Source organism: Halomonas sp. G11, from assembly GCF_001663515.1.
GTDB lineage: Bacteria > Pseudomonadota > Gammaproteobacteria > Pseudomonadales > Halomonadaceae > Vreelandella.
The window spans coordinates 57,766-74,739 of the sequence record NZ_LYXG01000041.1 but is presented as its reverse complement, the minus strand read 5'-3'; the positions used below and the strand labels follow the sequence as shown (position 1 = coordinate 74,739).

16 protein-coding genes are annotated in these 16,974 nt (G+C 60.8%); 3 read left to right on the top strand and 13 right to left on the bottom strand.

All coding sequences use genetic code 11. The features are described 5' to 3' along the window. Window positions 1–405: 405 nt before the first annotated feature. From smc to ccmA, 10 genes are read right to left on the bottom strand one after another with little or no spacing between them, the layout of a single operon-like run. Window positions 406–3,897 carry a chromosome segregation protein SMC gene (smc, locus tag ADS46_RS14835; protein WP_066321340.1) on the bottom strand — a complete coding sequence of 1,164 codons (3,492 nt, stop codon included), beginning with the start codon at window positions 3,895–3,897 and terminating at the stop codon, window positions 406–408. Window positions 3,898–3,915: 18 nt separating this feature from the next. Next, a complete protein-coding gene (gene ccmI / locus ADS46_RS14830) occupies window positions 3,916–5,160 on the bottom strand; it encodes a c-type cytochrome biogenesis protein CcmI (protein WP_066321339.1) in 1,245 nt (414 codons plus the stop codon). Continuing rightward, the gene (locus ADS46_RS14825) at window positions 5,157–5,627 is read right to left on the bottom strand and encodes a cytochrome c-type biogenesis protein (RefSeq protein WP_066321338.1); all 471 of its coding nucleotides are present in this window, start codon (window positions 5,625–5,627) and stop codon (window positions 5,157–5,159) included. Before ADS46_RS14825 ends, ccmI begins: the two co-directional genes overlap by 4 nt. Next, window positions 5,618–6,145, bottom strand: a complete 528-nt coding sequence (locus ADS46_RS14820) for a DsbE family thiol:disulfide interchange protein (protein ID WP_066321336.1) — start codon at window positions 6,143–6,145, stop codon at window positions 5,618–5,620. The genes ADS46_RS14825 and ADS46_RS14820 overlap by 10 nt, the downstream gene beginning before the upstream one ends. Beyond that, window positions 6,142–8,121, bottom strand: a complete 1,980-nt coding sequence (locus ADS46_RS14815; protein ID WP_066321334.1) for a heme lyase CcmF/NrfE family subunit — start codon at window positions 8,119–8,121, stop codon at window positions 6,142–6,144. The genes ADS46_RS14820 and ADS46_RS14815 overlap by 4 nt, the downstream gene beginning before the upstream one ends. Window positions 8,122–8,167: 46 nt before the next feature. After that, window positions 8,168–8,656: a cytochrome c maturation protein CcmE gene (gene ccmE, locus ADS46_RS14810; protein ID WP_066321332.1), complete on the bottom strand. Its 489-nt coding sequence runs from the start codon at window positions 8,654–8,656 to the stop codon at window positions 8,168–8,170. Further along, on the bottom strand, window positions 8,640–8,849 hold the full coding sequence (gene ccmD / locus ADS46_RS14805) for a heme exporter protein CcmD (RefSeq protein ID WP_066321330.1): 210 nt from the start codon (window positions 8,847–8,849) through the stop codon (window positions 8,640–8,642). Before ccmD ends, ccmE begins: the two co-directional genes overlap by 17 nt. Then, complete coding sequence (locus ADS46_RS14800; RefSeq protein WP_066321329.1) at window positions 8,849–9,589, bottom strand: heme ABC transporter permease; 741 nt, start codon at window positions 9,587–9,589, stop codon at window positions 8,849–8,851. Before ADS46_RS14800 ends, ccmD begins: the two co-directional genes overlap by 1 nt. A 13-nt stretch (window positions 9,590–9,602) precedes the next feature. Continuing rightward, window positions 9,603–10,334, bottom strand: a complete 732-nt coding sequence (gene ccmB / locus ADS46_RS14795; RefSeq protein WP_066321328.1) for a heme exporter protein CcmB — start codon at window positions 10,332–10,334, stop codon at window positions 9,603–9,605. A gap of 11 nt (window positions 10,335–10,345) precedes the next feature. Then, window positions 10,346–10,972 (bottom strand): cytochrome c biogenesis heme-transporting ATPase CcmA, encoded by a 627-nt coding sequence (ccmA, locus tag ADS46_RS14790; RefSeq protein ID WP_066321775.1) that lies wholly within the window; start codon window positions 10,970–10,972, stop codon window positions 10,346–10,348. A 332-nt stretch (window positions 10,973–11,304) separates the two neighbouring features. Between ccmA and ADS46_RS14785 the strand changes: the two genes are divergently transcribed. Both ADS46_RS14785 and ADS46_RS14780 read left to right on the top strand, forming a co-directional pair. Continuing rightward, complete coding sequence (locus ADS46_RS14785; protein ID WP_085918900.1) at window positions 11,305–11,598, top strand: LexA family protein; 294 nt, start codon at window positions 11,305–11,307, stop codon at window positions 11,596–11,598. A gap of 15 nt (window positions 11,599–11,613) precedes the next feature. Further along, window positions 11,614–12,237 (top strand): IMPACT family protein, encoded by a 624-nt coding sequence (locus ADS46_RS14780; RefSeq protein WP_066321324.1) that lies wholly within the window; start codon window positions 11,614–11,616, stop codon window positions 12,235–12,237. A 59-nt stretch (window positions 12,238–12,296) separates the two neighbouring features. Here the strand turns inward: ADS46_RS14780 and ADS46_RS14775 are convergent, their stop codons facing one another. From ADS46_RS14775 to ADS46_RS14765, 3 genes are all read right to left on the bottom strand, one after another. Next, window positions 12,297–13,619 carry a sodium ion-translocating decarboxylase subunit beta gene (locus ADS46_RS14775; RefSeq protein ID WP_066321323.1) on the bottom strand — a complete coding sequence of 441 codons (1,323 nt, stop codon included), beginning with the start codon at window positions 13,617–13,619 and terminating at the stop codon, window positions 12,297–12,299. An 11-nt stretch (window positions 13,620–13,630) separates the two neighbouring features. Further along, the gene (gene oadA, locus ADS46_RS14770; RefSeq protein WP_066321321.1) at window positions 13,631–15,442 is read right to left on the bottom strand and encodes a sodium-extruding oxaloacetate decarboxylase subunit alpha; all 1,812 of its coding nucleotides are present in this window, start codon (window positions 15,440–15,442) and stop codon (window positions 13,631–13,633) included. A 91-nt stretch (window positions 15,443–15,533) separates the two neighbouring features. Further along, window positions 15,534–15,791, bottom strand: a complete 258-nt coding sequence (locus ADS46_RS14765) for an OadG family protein (protein ID WP_066321319.1) — start codon at window positions 15,789–15,791, stop codon at window positions 15,534–15,536. A 172-nt stretch (window positions 15,792–15,963) separates the two neighbouring features. On the opposite strand from ADS46_RS14765, the gene ADS46_RS14760 reads away from it, so the two are divergent. Next, the gene (locus ADS46_RS14760; RefSeq protein ID WP_066321774.1) at window positions 15,964–16,914 is read left to right on the top strand and encodes a tRNA dihydrouridine synthase; all 951 of its coding nucleotides are present in this window, start codon (window positions 15,964–15,966) and stop codon (window positions 16,912–16,914) included. Window positions 16,915–16,974 lie beyond the last annotated feature (60 nt).

The following is a 16,974-nucleotide window of genomic DNA, read 5'->3' as shown; positions in this document are numbered from 1 at the left end:
AAACCTATACTTACCCTAAGCATAGCGCGATTACTACGAAAAGGGCCACTTTTTGCTAATTTTCACGTTATCGCACAGTTTTTAACGTTATCTAAGGCAAAAATTCGACTATACCGTCGGCGATAAGTGCCCCAATGCCTGCCTATTAATTAACTACCTTACGCGATAGCAACATCCTTTGCGATTGAAACCGGTGTTTGCAATGCAAGCTCGGCCCCTTTAAACATCGCCCTGCCGAGTACCGGAAGCCGGATGTGCTTAGCGCATTTTTTAACACTACTGAAGGCCAAAAACACTCATCGCCATATAATATAGATAAGTTTAGCGCCTCGAGTCACCTTTTTTAACGCTGGGATGTGGATCATTAACCGTTAGGGTAGTTAATAACGTTAACACTTGCGAGCATTAATCCACCATCGCTGTCGCTTCTTCAATACCTACCGAGACCATCCGCGAGACCCCCGGCTCCTGCATGGTGACCCCCATTAATCGCTCGGCGGCCTCCATGGCAATTTTGTTATGGGTGATGTAGATGAACTGAACGTTTTCCGACATCTCTTTTACCAACTTGGCATAGCGGCCAACGTTAGCATCATCCAAGGGAGCATCGACTTCATCCAGCATACAAAAAGGCGCCGGGTTTAACTGGAATATAGCGAATACCAGCGAGAGTGCCGTCAGTGCTTTTTCGCCACCGGATAAAAGATGAATCGTGCTGTTCTTTTTACCCGGTGGACGCGCCATGATCGCCACACCGGTTTCCAATAAGTCGTCACCGGTGAGCGTTAACCAGGCAGTGCCGCCGCCAAACACTCTCGGGAACAAGGTTTGCAATCCGGTATTGACCCGGTCAAACGTATCTCTAAAACGCACCCGGGTTTCTTGATCAATACGTTTAATGGCACGTTCCAGGGTTTCCAGCGCTTCGCTGAGTTCGGCGTGCTGGGCTTCCAGGTAGTCACGCCGTTCGGCCTGTTGATCGTATTCTTCAATGGCCGCCAGGTTGATGGCCCCCAGGCGACGAATTTTGTCGGTGGTGCTTTCCAGACGTTCCTGCCAGGCGGTTTCAGTGGCGTCGTCGGCAAGCTGTTCTGTCAACGCATCGACATCGTGCCCCAGCTCAGTCAGCTGCTCATCCTGGGTGGCGGCTTTCAGCGCCAGCGCCTGAACGTCCATTCGGCGCTGCTGCAACTGCTCGCGGCTTTGCTCCAGGTTACGCTCATGCTGCTGACGGGTCAGTTCGTCGTTTCGCAACTGCTCCGCCAGCGTCTGGGTTTGCTGGCGGGTGTCGTTTAAACGCTGCTCCTGCTGTTCGCGCTGGTGGAGCAGCTCTTCAAGCTCCTCGGCGGCAAGTTCGTCGGGCTCCAGCAGGGTCTCCCGCGATGCTTCCAGCTCTTCAATACGCAGCGTCAGGCGCTCTTCGCTTTCCCGGCTACGCGACTGCTGGGAACGCAGGCTATTAAGCTCGGTGTTGAGACGCTCCCGCTCAAGCGCCAGCGCCTGCTGGCGGGCTTTCAGTGGTGCATGTTGCTGATTCAGCCGTTCACGCTGTTCGCGCTGGTGATCCCGCTGCTCGGCGCTTTCATCGCGGGCCTGGGCCGCCATTTCCAGCTGTTCCATGGCCTCATGCCAGCGGGCACGCTGCTCATCGAGAGTAAGCGCTAACTCTGCTTCATCTTCCTGCAGTTGACTCAATTCTTCGTCAAGTTCTGTGGCTCGGCTTTCCAGATGTTCCAGACGCTGAGAAAGGCGCTGCTCGGTGACCGCCAGCTGCTGGAGCGTGGCGGCGTGGGCACGCTCTTCCTCCGCCTGTTGATCGCGGGTGTGCTCCAGCGTCTCGATGGTTTCACTGGCCGTCTCGCACTGGGCTTCAGCAAGCGCCAGCGCCTCTTCATCCTGCTCCCGGCGGGCCGCCAGCTCATCATAGCGACGCCGGGTGACCAACAGCGCGTCCACGCCGTCGCCGTTGGCCTGCTGGTGCAACCAGCCACGCCCGCGCCACACTCCCTCACGGGTGACCACGCTTTCCCCCGGGGCAAGCGTGGCCAATAGCGCATCCGCCTCGGCGCTGCTCTCGGCATAGTGAATACTTGCCAACCATTCACCCAGCGCGCCCGCCCCACTGACCAGGGCGTCCAGGCGTTGCCCGCCGTGCAAGGCAGGCGACGCCCGGTCAATCAAGCACCAGTCGGTGGCCAGCGCATCGGGCAGAGCCTGCAACTGATCATCGGCGACCAGGCGGGCATTGAGCCAGGGTGCCAGCAGCCAGGAGATCACCCGCTCCCAGCCGGGTTCGACGCTGATGGCCTCACCCAGCCGTGGCGCCTCGGCAAGCCCGTGGGCGGCTAACGCCTCGGTGAGGTGCGGGTCGTGATCGGCAAGGGCGGCATCAATCAGCGCCTGCAGCGAGGCAAGTTCGCCCTGCCGCTGGCTCAACTCGGCGCGCTGTTGGTCGCGGGTCTGGGTCGCCTGCTGGTAAGCCGCCTTGGCTTCGCTGTAGCGCTGCTGCCATTGGTCGCGCTCGGCCTGGAAGGCCTCCGCACGCTGCTCGGCCTCTTCCTTGCGGGCCTGGCATTCAGCGTGCTCACTGCGTAATTCGGTGACATCGGCAAGCTCGCCCCGCTGCTGACGGCGGCGCTGGCGTTCGGCCTGCAGGCGGGCAATTCGCTGTTCGAGGTCTCGCAACTGGTCCTGGCGGCGCTCGGCCTCGCGGCTGGCATCCCGCCAGTGGCTTTCGGCATCCGCCCACTGCTGTTCGGCGGCCTCCAGAGAGGGGCTGGCATCGGCCAGGGCCTGTTCCAGCGTTTCCAGCTGTTCGTCGAGTGCTTCGTGCTCGGGCAGCAATTCGTCCAACCGCGCTTCAATGGCGGCCAGACGTTCCTGGTCGCCTTCGCTGACCTGGCGCTGCTCGTCGAGGTCTCGCCGCGCCGTCTCGATGTCGCTTGCCAGTTGCGCTTCCCGACTGCGCCGGTGGGACTGGTCCTGCTCCAGGCGGGCGATGCGGGTGGTGGTCTCAAAGAACTGTTGCTGGTGGCGTTCGAGGACTTCAGCCAGCTCATCGTGTTGCTCACGGGCCTGCTCCAGGCGGGTTTCGCACTGGCGAACGCCGAATACGTCTTTCTCGACGGCGATTTCCAGCTCGCGCACACGGCTTTCCTGCTGGGCCTGTTCCGCCCTCAGGGCACGCCCGCGCAGCACGGCAAGTTCGCCTTTCAGCTGGAATTCCTGCTGCTTCAATGCCTGGTAACGCTTGGCGGCCTCGGCCTGACGCTTGAGGCGTTCAAGCTGCTTATCCAGCTCTTCGCGGATGTCGTCCAGACGCTCCAGGTTTTCCTGGGTACGCCGCATGCGGTTTTCGGTTTCCCGGCGACGCTCTTTGTATTTGGAGATCCCCGCCGCTTCTTCCAGCGTGGCACGCAGATCGTCAGGGCGGGCTTCGATCAGCCGCGATATCATCCCCTGGCCAATAATGGCGTAGGAACGCGGGCCCAGCCCGGTCCCCATGAACAGGTCGGCGATATCCCGACGGCGGCATTTCTGGCCATTGAAAAAGTAGTTGGACTGGCCGTCGCGGGTGACCAGCCGCTTCACCGCGATTTCAGCGTACTGGGCGTAGACCCCGCCCATGGCGCCATCCCGGTTATCGAACTTCAGTTCGATGGAGGCCTGCCCAACCGGTTTGCGGCCCGTCGAGCCGTTGAAGATGACGTCAGACATGGACTCACCGCGCAACGTCTTGGCGGAAGACTCGCCCATCACCCAGCGCACGGCGTCGATAATATTCGATTTACCGCAACCGTTGGGCCCGACGACAGCCGTCATATTACCGTCGAAAGGCACCGTGACCGGGTCGACAAAGGATTTGAAACCGACAAGACGTATTGACGTTAAACGCATGGAGACTTCACGTTGAGATTATTCAAAGACACGATCAATGGTCACCCTGGTAGCCTCTCGTGCGTTAATCGGGCCAACGTCGACCCGGTCGACAGAACCCCATAAATCCCCTGCCTGAGGGCTGGCCTGGCCAGTTGGTGAAACACGTACCATCAGGCGAACCTCGCGCGCTTGCGATATCTGCGCATCGGCCGTCATGGCCGCGCGGTCATCCAGCACGACGGTCATTGGCAACTCTGAGACCAGACCTTGAACCACCGCCAGCGGTGGCTGTTCGCCATCCACATCGCGAGCAACGATAAAGACTTTATCATCACCGTCAACCTGACTTGCCAGATCGGGGTCAAGCGACACCCTGACCTGCACCCCCGGGCCGTCTGCCTGCGTGACTTGACGGCCTTCTTCTTCACCAAGGCGCGATTGCGCCACCTGAATCCCCTCGCGCAGCGATGCGGCAATGTCCGGGTTTTCAACATTGGCTACGGCACGCCGCCAGCGGTCGATCGCCTGCGCGTAGTCGCCAGCGTCGAAGGCGTGAATGCCGAGTATACCCAACGCAGTGGGCTGGCGTGGATCTTCCGCCAGCACTTCGTCCACAAGCCCCTGCACCTCGTCGGTGAGCTCACGCCCGGCCATGAAAAAGCGCAGCTGCGCGAGCTGGGCTAGCAGCGATGGCTGGCGGCCTTCCAGGGCGATCAAACGCTCAAGCGCCGCCACGGCGTTATCCGCCTGGCCGGTTTGCCGGTATAGCGGAAACAGCGTGCTCCACAGGTTGGGGTTCGACGGCTGCTGTGACGCCTGGGCCTCAAGCCGCTCGATATACATCTCCCGTGAGCCCTCCGGATGTTCGCGAACCTCCTGACCAATGGCCCACAGCACGAGATCGTCCGCCGCGCCCTGCTGCTGGTACCACGCCAGGCTGCCCGCTCCCAGCGCGAGCATCACCAGTGGCACGACCCAACGCCCCGACGCATAAGGCTTGAGCGGCCGACGCTGCCGGGTGGCGGTATCGTCCAGCAGACTGCGCTCCAGTTCAAGACGTTCTTCAGCCAATTGCGTGGCGTCCACTTTACCGTCGGCATGGGCGTTCTCAAGCGCTGCCAGACGCCGCTGAAAGATGGCGACATTCTGCTCGACGGCGGTGTCATGCTGCTCGAAGGCCAGCTGCTTATCGCGCCAGCGGCGCGCCGTGCGCAACGGCAGCACCAACAGCCAGAGCGCAGGCAGCAATACGCAGGCAAGGGCGATCCAAAGCTGGGTCACGACGACTCCTTACGCTCGATCAGGGCATCCAGTCGCGCCTGCTCGTCAGCGGTCAGCGCCTTCGCCGAGGCGTGACGACGGGCCCTGACGATCCATGCGACGACAACACCCACCAGCACCAAGAGCCCGACCGGCAAGCCCCAGAGCAGATAGGTACGCTGTTCCAGGCGCGGGTTATAGAGGATGTAGTCGCCAAACCGCTGCACCATGTGATGAATGATTTCCGTGTCCGACTTACCCTCGTCAAGCAACTGATACACGCGTTCCCGCATGTCCGCGGAAATTGGCGCATTGGAATCATCGATCGCCTGGTTTTCACACAACGGGCAGCGCATGGAGGCCGTCAGGTCGCGATAGCGCTGCTCCTTCACCGGGTCGTCAAAGCCGCGCAGTTCGATACCGGCCGACCACGCCGACAGCGCGCATAGCATCAGCATCACCAGGCCTAAGCCGCGAATCAGCGCCATTTCTCCACCTCCGGCAGCAGACGGTTGCGAACATCCTCGGGGGATACATAGCCTTTATGGTGATAGCGAATGATACCTTGCGCATCGACCACAAAGGTTTCCGGCGCGCCAATGACGCCAAGCTCAAAGCCCAGGTCACCTTCAGGATCAAAAATGTTGGCCGCAAAGGGGTCGCCGAACTCATCCAGAAACGCCAGGCCATTCTCGCGGGTATCCCGGTAGTTGACCCCCACCAGACGGATGCCACGATCCGCCAGGTCAAGCAGCTGGGGCATTTCCTGGCGACAGGCGGCGCACCACTCGCCCCACACATTGACCAGTGTCAGTTGGCCTTCGAGCAACGATTGATCGACCCGCTGATTTTCGTCTGCAAGCGTCGTGGCCTCAAAGGCGGGGAAGTCCCGGGCCATCAGCGCCGAGTCACGTTCTGCGGGGTCCTGGGACAAGCGCTCAAAGAAAAACAGCGCCAGTCCTAAAAACGCAACGGGTAACAGAAACAGGAGCCAGCGTCGTTTCATGCCTGTCCCTCCTGGGCCACTCGTGCCGGGCGCGTCTTACGGTAGCGCTTGTCGAACACCGCCAGCACACCGCCCAACGCCATCAGAAGACCGCCTAGCCACAGCCAGCGCACAAAGGGTTTGTACTGGATACGCATTGCCCAGCTGCCATCGTCCAGCTCTTCACCCATGGCCACGTAAAGATCACGAAAGAGGCCCGGGCTAAGCGCCACCTGGGTCATGGGCATGCCCGTCGCCAGATACAGCCGCTTTTCTGGCTGCATCTCGAAACGATGGCGGCTGTCACCCCGCTGTACTTCAATGACAGCGGTATCGGCCAGGAAGTTGGCACCGCGCCGGTCGAAAAGCTCGGTCATGGTAAAGTGATAGCCTGCCACCTGGACGCGGGTATCCGGCGACATGCGCACGTTGCGCTCCACCGCATATTGGCTGACCACCGTGGCGCCGACAATGGTCACCGCTACCCCCAGATGGCCCAGCACCATCCCCCAATAAGCCAGCGACAGGCTGCGCAGCCCTTTCCATATCGAGTGCCGATGCCGCACTTTGTCGAACAGGTCACGGCTCAATGACAGCCCTATCCACAGCGCTGTCGACAACCCCAAGGTCACCCACAGGTTCCATTCGCCGCGATACACCAGCGGCACCAGTGCCCCCAGCCCCAGCGCCAGCAACCCCGCCAGCCACAGCTTGCGGGCCAGTTTGCCAGGCGACGTCGACTTCCACTGCGCCATCGGCCCCAGGCCCATGAACAGGCAGGCAATCACCGTCAGCGGTACGAACAGTGCATTGAAATAAGGCGGCCCCACGCTGATCTTGCCCAGCCCCAGGGAATCCAGAATCAGCGGATACAGGGTGCCCAGCAGCACCGTCATCGTCGCGGTCACCAGCAGGCCATTATTGATCAGCAGCAGGGCATCCCGGGACAGCCAGTTAAACCCCACGGCATGGCTGACGCGCGGCGCGCGCAGGGCAAACACGACCAGGGAAAGCGTGACCGTGATGGCCAGCAGCACCAGAATGAACAGCCCCCTTGATGGGTCGTTGGCAAAGGCGTGCACCGAGGTCAGCACACCGGAACGGACCAGGAAGGTGCCCATCAGCGAAAGCGAAAAGGTGGCAATCGCCAGCAGTACCGTCCAACTCTTGAAGGAGCCGCGTTTTTCGGTGACCGCCAGCGAGTGAATCAGGGCCGTGCCGGTGAGCCATGGCAGCAGCGAGGCGTTTTCCACCGGGTCCCAGAACCACCAGCCGCCCCAGCCCAGCTCGTAGTAGGCCCACCAGCTGCCCAGCGCAATCCCGACCGTCAGAAACGCCCAGGCGGCATTGGTCCAGGGCCTTGCCCAGCGGGTCCAGGCGGCATCCAGGCGCCCTCCCAGCAAGGCGGCGATGGCAAAGGCGAACACCACCGAAAACCCGACATAGCCCATATACAGCATGGGCGGATGAATGATCAGACCGATATCCTGCAGCAGGGGGTTAAGGTCCGCGCCATCGGCAGGGATGTCGGGCAGATGCCGCTCGAAGGGATTGGAGGTCAACAGGATAAACAACAGAAAGCCGGCGCTGATCAGCCCCAGGATACCGAGCACACGGGCGAGCATGTCCCGGGGCAGGCGCCGCGACCACCAGCCGGCAACACATCCCCAGCCCGCCAGCATCAGACTCCACAGCAGCACCGAGCCTTCATGGTTGCCCCATACGGCGCTGAGCTTGTAATACCAGGGCAACAGCGAATTGGAGTTGTTGGCGACATTCACCACGCTGAAGTCGTCCATGGCGTAACTGGCCGTCAAGCAGGCATAGGCCAGCAGCACAAACAGGAACTGGCCGGTGGCCATGGGTTGCCCGTAAGCCATCCACAGAGGGCGTCGCGTTGCGGCTCCGGCCAATGGCAGCACTGATTGCACCACCGCCATCAGTAGCGCAATGATCAGGGCGAAATGACCTATTTCGGGCAATATCCGGGTCAGCATGGGTACTCCGGCTGAGCACGACAATCGACGGCGAGGTGGCGGCGCATCACATATCGTCCTTGCGCTGCTGGCCTACCTCGGCGGCCTTGGCCTGAAAATCGGCGGGCGAGTAACCGGCCTCTTCCAGGGCTTGTGCGACCTCGGGGGGCATATAGTTCTCGTCGTGCCGGGCTAAGACCTCATCGGCACGAAAACGGCCGTCGTCCTGCAGCTCGCCCACCACGACCACGCCCTGGCCTTCGCGAAACAGGTCGGGCAGGATGCCCTGGTAGTCAACCTGCAGATCGCCTACATAGTCGGTAACGGTAAATTCAATATTCAAGCTATCGGCATCGCGGGATACCGAGCCGACTTTCACCATGCCCCCCGCACGGATGGAACGCGACATGGGGGCTTCTCCCTGGGCGATCTGCACGGGGCTAAAAAACAGATTGATGTTGGCCCGCAGCGCATACAGCGTCAGGCCAACGGCCACGGCGGCCAGGCTGACCAGCGTGACGATTACATATAGCTTGCGCTTACGCTTTGGGGTCATCGCAATGCCCTCTTTGCTGCGGGGCTGCGGCCCGCCGCCGCGCCACCCGCTTGAGGTGTTTGAACAATCGTCGACGTTCAAGCCGGGCATGCAGTGTCAGGCCCAGCATAAATACGGCCGTGATTCCCCAGGCAGACCACACGTAGACACCGTGCTCGCCCATGGACACCCATTCAGCCAACGAGGCCACCATCAGTTAACCTCCTCAAGTAACGCTTTCACCCACCGCGTGTTGGCTTCGCGACGGAGTATTTCACTGCGCGTACGGGTCAGCGTAAGGGCGATAAAGAAGCCGTAAAAGCCTACCACCATAATCAGCAACGGCAGCCACATTTCCACCGGCATCGCGGGTCTGGAGGTCAACGTAAATGAGGCGGGCTGGTGCAAGGTGTACCACCAGTCCACCGAGTACTTGATGATGGGAATATTGATCACGCCGACCATGGCCAGCACCGATGCCGCCCGCGCACCGCTATCCCGGCGGCTAAAGGCGCCGCGCAGCGCTATCACGCCCAGGTACAAGAACAGCAGAATGAGCATGGACGTCAACCGGGCGTCCCATATCCACCATGTACCCCAGGTGGGCACGCCCCACACCGCGCCGGAAAACAGCGCGACAAAGGTCATGGCCGCGCCCAACGGGGCCATGACAGCGGCCGCCATATCAGCAAGCTTGATTTTCCAGACCATGAAAACAAGCCCGGAAACCGCCATGGCGACAAACACCGACTGGGCCAAAAAGGCGGCGGGCACATGCACATAAATGATGCGGAAGCTGTTGCCCTGCTGGTAGTCGGCGGGGGCGAAGACAAGCCCCCATACGCTGCCGACCAGCAGCAACACGGCAGCCACGCCCCAGCACCAGGGCTGCAGCGCTGCGCTCCGGTAATAAAACCACTTTGGCGACCCCAGCTTATGTATCAAGCCCCACATACAGTGCTCATCCCTACCCGTTAATACTGATACGCAGCGACGCGGCAATGGCCCAGGGAGCAAATATCAGCGCCGCGGCCAGCAAGGCGCCAAGCATCGCCAGGTGAGGCAGTACGGCATCGCCCTGGATAGCCGCCTGAACCGCCCCGGTGCCAAAAATCAGCACCGGAATATACAGCGGCAAAACCAGTAGCGAGAGTAGCACGCCACCCCGGGGCAAACCGACGGTTAATGCTGCACCAATACCGCCGATGAGGCTCAAGCTGGCACTCCCCAGCGCTAACGATGCCATCAACACCCCGATACTGTGGACAGGCAGTGCCAGCATGATACCCAGCAGGGGCGCCATGAGCGCCAGCGGCAAGCCGGTAACCAGCCAATGGGCGGCCACCTTGGCGATGCTCAATGCCGCAAGCGGCTGAGGGGAAAGCATCATCTGCTCCAGGCTGCCGTCATCGAAATCACTGCGAAAAAGGCCATCCAGTGACAACAGCGTGGCGAGCAGCGCCGTGACCCATAACAGCCCCGGCGCCATGACGGCCAGCAGCTCTGCCTCGGGTGAAATACCGATGGGAAATAAGCTAACCGCCAGGGCATAGAAGACCAGCGGATTCAGCACGTCACCGCGCCGACGGCGCACGCGATTAAGGTCACGTAACAGGGTTGCGCCAAAGGCGACGCCGAGGCGCCTGGAGGTCGGTTCGGCCAGTACTGCAACGCGCTGTGTGGTTTCTGAAGGCGGCAACTCTGGCTCCTTTAGCCCAACGCAACATGACGCAGCGGATGGTCAATAGCGAGTACATGGTGGGTCGTCATCACCACGGCCCCTCCGTCCCGGGCATGGGCAAGCAACTGCGCCTCCAGCGCCTCGACACCCGCCTGATCGATGGCCGTAAAAGGCTCATCCAGTATCCAGAGAGCACGCGGCGTGAGACTCAGCCTTGCCAGTGCCACGCGGCGTTGCTGACCCGCTGATAAATGCCCCACCGGGACATCTTCAAAGCCTTCAAGCCCCATGACCGCAAGGGCGGCTTCGCGCTGCGTCGCGTCGCTGCATTCATCGTGCAATGCCTGGTACCAGGCCAGGTTTTCCAGCGGCGTCAGGCCCGCACTCACGCCTGGCGAATGCCCCAGGTAGAGCATGTTGGCGGCCAAGTGTTCGCGACTCTGACTCTGTCCCAGCGGCTTGCCCTGCCAGTGGAGTGCCCCGCAAAACTCGTTGAATTGCCCGGCCAGCACTTTTAGCAGCGTGGTTTTGCCGCTGCCATTGGGACCGCCCACGTGCCATATATCACCGCGATTGACGTCGATATCCAGCCCCTCGAAGAGCCAGCGGCCATCGCGCTCACACCCCAGTTGACGGCCTTGCAAACTCAGCGACACATGCCACCCCACGCAATCGAATACTGGCTTGAACTCTACACTCAAAGCCATTTCCCCGCTAGTCGCGCCAGCCTGCGACCCTCGCTCAGGCCAGGTTGCCAAACCACTGGATAATTATTCCTGGCACTGTATGCAAAAACAGGTTTATACTGGACAAACACTGTATGAAAGAACATGTAAAAACCTAACAACCGTATCGTGTCTACCGATAGATCTTGCCTAGGGACCGGGCGCTGATTTGGAGAAAGCCGATGAACATGTCGATGAACGCCGCATTACCGACGACGCGCCCAACGCCACGCCCCTATGCAATCCCGTCGGCAGCAGCGCGAATGACTCGCCGTAACACCTATACGCTGAAAGTGCGCGGCAACCGGATGGCCGACTGCAACCTGTTCGATGGCGATGTCATCGTGATTCGGCGCTATCAGGACGATAGTCAGGGCGAGACCGTTATCGCCGAAATCAATCAGCAAAGCCTCGCCCTCAAGCAGCTATCCATTAGCCGGGCGGGCGTACGCCTGTGGCTGGATGATGCCCGGCACCCCGAAGTGTTTTTGCATAATCGCGATATTCAGGTACTTGGCATGTTCATGGGAATTGAGCATCATCCCGTGACACACTAAATTGCCGGGATATTCATGCGTTATCGCGTACCCCAACTGCCCCCAGGCACTTGGCATATTGACGAGATCGAGGTCGAGAAGAGCCGTTTCATTGCCTGGATAGCCCATACCCCGGAGGTTGACGCCGCGGAGGCACTGACAAAGGCCGCCAGGCAGGCACACCCCAATGCGAGCCACCACTGCCTGGCCTACATCGCCGGCGCCCCGGGCGAGCAGCAGCGCATTGGCTTTTCCGATGACGGCGAGCCCGGCGGCACTGCCGGCCGCCCCATGTTCCAAGCGCTTCAAGGTAGTCAGTTGGGCGAGGTAGGCTGCGTGGTGATCCGCTACTTTGGCGGCACCAAACTGGGCACCGGCGGGCTGGCCCGGGCCTATGCCCAGGCGGTGAACAAGGCCCTCGATACCCTGGAAACCCGGCAAGTTATCCAACGCGTTCACTACCGGGTATGCTTTTCCTTCGCCGACGAATCCATTGCCCGCGGGTGGTGCGAGGAGCAGGCCATTCCCGTGGTCAACGCCGAGTATGACGGAAAGGGAGTCGCGCTCACCATCGGCTGGCCGAGTGACTGGGAACTCGACTTGACACCGCTGGAAAGCCGCCTGAAGCAGTCCATTAACGCGCAGATCATCAACACCTAGGCAAAAAAACGGCCGCCCCTTGAGGTGCGGCCGTTTTGCTATGGGCCAGGCGCTTTCGCCTAACCCAGGTACTTGATCATCACCCCGGCGGCCACCGCCGAGCCGATCACCCCGGCCACATTCGGCCCCATGGCGTGCATCAGCAGGAAGTTATGCGGATTGGACTCCAGCCCCACCTTGTTGGCCACGCGTGCCGCCATGGGCACCGCCGAAACGCCTGCCGCGCCAATCAAGGGGTTGATCGGCATTTTGCTCACCAGGTTCATCAGTTTGGCCATCAGCACGCCTGCCGTGGTGCCGATCCCGAAGGCGACGATCCCCAGCGCCATGATGCCCAGCGTTTCCACGGCCAGGAAGCTGTCGGCCATGAGCTTGGAGCCCACCGCCAGCCCGAGCATGATCGTCACGATATTGATCAGGGAGTTTTGCGCCGTGTCGCTTAACCGCTCGACCACGCCGCATTCGCGCATCAGGTTGCCAAAACAGAACATCCCCAACAGCGGCGACGCATCGGGTAGAAACAACGCCACCAGGATCAACAGCAGCAATGGAAACACGATTTTCTCGAGCTTCGACACCGGACGCAGCTGCGTCATGGTGATCTCGCGCTCTTTCTTTGAGGTCAGAAGGCGCATGATCGGCGGCTGGATCAACGGCACCAGCGCCATATAGGCGTAGGCGGCCACGGCAATGGCACCCAGTAGTTCAGGGGCCAGCATGCTCGAGACGTAGATCGACGTCGGGCCATCCGCCCCGCCGATAATGCCGATGGCGGCCGCCTGGTTGAGCGAGAAATCCATCCAGCCCATCGACGACAGCAGCACGGCACCGAAGAGCGTGGCGAAGATGCCGAACTGTGCGGCGGCGCCGAGAAACAGCGTTCTCGGATTGGCTAGCAGCGGCCCAAAGTCGGTCATGGCGCCAACGCCCATGAAGATAATCAGCGGTGCAATGCCCGAGGTAATCGCCACGGTGTAAAACATGTACAGCAAGCCATCGCCGTAGCCCGCCCCCTTGGCCACGGCTTTTGCGGTAGCAAGCTGCTCGGCCGATGCGCCATTGGCCATCATCTGTTGAAGGCTCGTGCGCCAGCTCTCGATATTCGCCTGGCTGTCCAGGCTGCCACCCAGCGCCGAGGCGATCTGTTCCAGCAGCACGGGCCGCCCCACGTCAATCGCCTGATCCAGCGCGGACAGCGCCAAACCGGCTTCGGGGATGTTGGCGAGAATGCCACCAAAACCAATCGGCACCAGCAACAGTGGCTCAAACTTCTTGTAGATGGCGAGATAAAGCAGCAGCAGGCCCACCATCACCATCACGGCTTGGCCCAACTCCAGGTTATAAAGCCCGGAGCCTTGCCATAGGGTCAGTAATTTATCCATGTGGAGGGTCCTTAAAGTTCTATCAGCGTATCGCCAACGACAACGCTGTCGCCTTCACTGACGCTAACAGCCGAAACGGTTCCGGCACTGCTGGCACGCACTTCGGTTTCCATCTTCATCGCTTCAAGAATAATCACCACGTCACCCGCTTCGACGGTATCGCCCGGGCGCACATTGACCTTGAAGATGTTGCCAGCGAGCGGCGCGGTAATGGCCTCGCCGCTGGGGGCCGGTGCTTCTTCCTTCGGAGCGGCACCGCCCGCGGGCTGCTCTTTCACATCGCTGATGTCGCCGCCTTCAGCGACTTCCACCACAAACGCCTTGCCGTTGAGTTTGACCGTGTAGGTTTCCGGGCCGGCACTTACGGCAGGTGCCTGGCTTTCTGCCTTGGCAGGGACGCTGGCCGTTTCCGCCTCGGCGGCCTGGGGCTCGGGCTCAAAGGCGTCAGGATTGTCGCGGTTCTTGAGGAACTTAAGACCAATCTGCGGAAACAGCGCGTAGGTCAGCACGTCGTCGACCTGCTGCTCGCCGTCGGCCAGGCGAATGCCGTCGGCCTTGGCATTGTCCTTCAGTTCGCTGGCCAGCTTGTCCATTTCCGGCGAGAGGTTGTCCGCCGGGCGGCAGGTAATCGGCTCGCTGCCCTCCAGCACGCGCTGTTGCAGCTCGCTGTTGAAGGGCGCAGGCGCGGCGCCGTATTCGCCCTTGAGCAGCGCCTGGACTTCCTTGGAAATCGACTTGTAGCGCTCGCCCATCATCACGTTCATGACGGCCTGGGTGCCGACAATCTGCGAGGTCGGCGTGACCAGCGGAATAAAGCCCAGGTCTTCGCGTACGCGGGGGATTTCGGTGAGCACATCGTCGAGCTTGTCGCCCGCCCCCTGCTCCTTGAGCTGGCCTTCCATGTTGGTCAGCATGCCGCCCGGTACCTGGGCGATCAGAATCCGCGAGTCGATGCCGCGCAGCGAGCCTTCAAAGGCAGCGTACTTCTTGCGCACGCCGCGGAAGTAGCTGGCGATATCTTCCAGCAGTTCAAGGTCGAGCCCGGTATCGCGGTCGGTATCCTTGAGCATCGCCACCACCGATTCGGTGGGGCTGTGGCCGTAGGTCATCGACATCGACGAAATGGCGGTATCGACGTTATCAATGCCCGCTTCGACCGCCTTGAGAATGGTCGAGGTGGAAAGCCCCGTGGTGGCATGGCAGTGCAGGTGCACGGGGATCGACAGCTCTTTCTTGAGACGCGAGACCAGCTCAAACGCGGTGTAAGGCGTGAGTAGACCCGCCATATCCTTGATAGCCAACGAATCCGCGCCCATGGCCGCGATGGTCTTGGCGAGGTCAACCCAGCTATCCAGGGTATGGACCGGACTAACCGTGTAAGAAATAGTCCCCTGCGCATGACCGCCCACCTGGCGAACCGCCTTGATGGCGCGTTCCAGATTGCGCGGGTCGTTCATGGCATCAAAGACGCGAAATACATCGACACCGTTGGTTTTGGCGCGCTCGACGAATTTATCCACCACATCGTCGGCGTAATGACGATAGCCCAGCAGGTTCTGGCCGCGTAGCAGCATGGCCTGGGGTGTATTGGGCATGGCTTCCTTGAGGGCCCGAATGCGTTCCCAGGGATCTTCGCCCAGGTAGCGAATACAGGCGTCGAACGTCGCGCCGCCCCAGGTTTCCAGGGACCAGTAGCCGACTTTATCCAGCTTTTCGGCAATCGGCAGCATGTCAGCCAGACGCAGACGGGTAGCAAACAGCGACTGATGGGCGTCGCGCAGCACGACATCGGTAATGCCTAGTGGTTTTTTTGTTTCGTTCATGGCTTGGCTCGTAGTCAAGGAATGTTTATTTGTAGTAAAAATAACAAAAAATTATGCGGATTGCCCGGAGCGCCCCGACAAAAGATGAAAGTTAACGACGTCTTTTCGAGCGATAACGGTGCACTGCAGCACTAATCACGGCTAGCGTCTCATCGTCCTGTCCTTTCCCCCGGGGTGCAGGCTTGGCCCCGCCACCGGGCGCAACCGGCGCGGGAGCAGGCTGAAAACGCCGAATAATGCCTGACATCAAGGTCAGCAAAAAAACTAAAATCGCAAGAAAAACAAACACAAACCCCATACCTAACGCCATAAGCCCGAGGCCTTCCTGTAATAGTTCCGGGTCCTGCATAAGGCTTCTCCTTTCTGGTAACGGATAAGACCATCAACGCGACCGCCCATTGACGCTTGGCGCAATGCTGGGAATACACTAACCTGCCACACCCCCTGAAGAATGCAATGGCGCGATGGTGTAAGTCATGGTTGTTAATTTACTACATAAAGGCGAAATCGGACTAGCCCCCATGGAGGGGGTGATCGATGCGGTCACGCGCGAGCTGCTGACGGTCACGCCTGGGTTTGACTGGACAGTGACTGAATTTGTACGTGTCGTCGATGCCCGACTACCCCCTCGGGTGTTTTACAAGCACTGCCCTGAACTCGCCCGCGACCAGGTTGCCACTCCCAGCGGTATTCCAGTTCACCTGCAACTCCTGGGCGCCGACCCGGTGGCTCTCGCCGCCAATGCCCGCCAGGCCTTGTCACTCGGGGCGCGCAGCATTGATCTTAATTTCGGCTGCCCGGCCAAGCTCGTCAACCGTCACGACGGCGGCGCATCGCTGCTGCGCCAGCCCGAGCGCGTCTATCAGGCCGTGAAAGCGGTTGCTACCGCCCTGGACGGCGAAATTCCCGTGACGGCCAAAATCCGTCTGGGGTTCTCTGACCGCCGCCTGGCCATTGCCTGCGCCCAGGCCACTGAAGCCGGCGGCGCCGCCCGGCTCGTGGTTCACGGGCGCACCCGCGACGAAGGCTATCGACCACCCGCTCACTGGGAGTGGATCGCCAGGATTCGCCACCGCGTTTCACTGCCGGTGGTGGCCAATGGCGATATCTGGTCCCTGGAAGACTACTGGAAAGCGCGCACGCTATCCGGATGCCGCGATGTCATGCTGGGACGCAGCGCCCTGGCCGACCCCTGGCTGGCGCCCAGGATACGACACTGGCAACGCACCGGCGAACGCCTGGCCGACACCACCTGGTCAATGCGCGCCAGCGTTCTCAAGCAATACGCTCATCGTCAACGTCAACAGCTGCCGAAGAAAGTGGTGGTATCGCTCGTCAAACAGTGGCTTGCGCAGATGCGGCAGGGCAATGCGGAGGCCAACCTGCACTTTCAGCGCGTCAAGCGGATTACCGACCTGGACACCCTGCTGGAAAGCCTGGTTGTGCCAGCCCGCATGGCCGAGACGGCATAAAAAAAGCGCCCCTACCGTTAAGTGGGGCGCTAAACGAGCACGAGGCTCAAGCACGAGTCG

What these genes read in the sequence shown, in the direction of transcription:
- ADS46_RS14775 (WP_066321323.1), bottom strand. Translation starts at nt 13,619, where the DNA reads ATGGATAAATTACTGACCCTATGGCAAGGCTCCGGGCTTTATAACCTG.
- ADS46_RS14825 (WP_066321338.1), bottom strand. Translation starts at nt 5,627, where the DNA reads ATGGCGCTGATTCGCGGCTTAGGCCTGGTGATGCTGATGCTATGCGCG.
- ADS46_RS14760 (WP_066321774.1), top strand. Translation starts at nt 15,964, where the DNA reads ATGGAGGGGGTGATCGATGCGGTCACGCGCGAGCTGCTGACGGTCACG.
- ADS46_RS14785 (WP_085918900.1), top strand. Translation starts at nt 11,305, where the DNA reads ATGACTCGCCGTAACACCTATACGCTGAAAGTGCGCGGCAACCGGATG.
- ADS46_RS14765 (WP_066321319.1), bottom strand. Translation starts at nt 15,791, where the DNA reads ATGCAGGACCCGGAACTATTACAGGAAGGCCTCGGGCTTATGGCGTTA.
- ADS46_RS14820 (WP_066321336.1), bottom strand. Translation starts at nt 6,145, where the DNA reads ATGAAACGACGCTGGCTCCTGTTTCTGTTACCCGTTGCGTTTTTAGGA.
- smc (WP_066321340.1), bottom strand. Translation starts at nt 3,897, where the DNA reads ATGCGTTTAACGTCAATACGTCTTGTCGGTTTCAAATCCTTTGTCGAC.
- ADS46_RS14780 (WP_066321324.1), top strand. Translation starts at nt 11,614, where the DNA reads ATGCGTTATCGCGTACCCCAACTGCCCCCAGGCACTTGGCATATTGAC.
- ccmD (WP_066321330.1), bottom strand. Translation starts at nt 8,849, where the DNA reads ATGGTGGCCTCGTTGGCTGAATGGGTGTCCATGGGCGAGCACGGTGTC.
- ADS46_RS14800 (WP_066321329.1), bottom strand. Translation starts at nt 9,589, where the DNA reads ATGTGGGGCTTGATACATAAGCTGGGGTCGCCAAAGTGGTTTTATTAC.
- ADS46_RS14815 (WP_066321334.1), bottom strand. Translation starts at nt 8,121, where the DNA reads ATGCTGACCCGGATATTGCCCGAAATAGGTCATTTCGCCCTGATCATT.
- ccmE (WP_066321332.1), bottom strand. Translation starts at nt 8,656, where the DNA reads ATGACCCCAAAGCGTAAGCGCAAGCTATATGTAATCGTCACGCTGGTC.
- oadA (WP_066321321.1), bottom strand. Translation starts at nt 15,442, where the DNA reads ATGAACGAAACAAAAAAACCACTAGGCATTACCGATGTCGTGCTGCGC.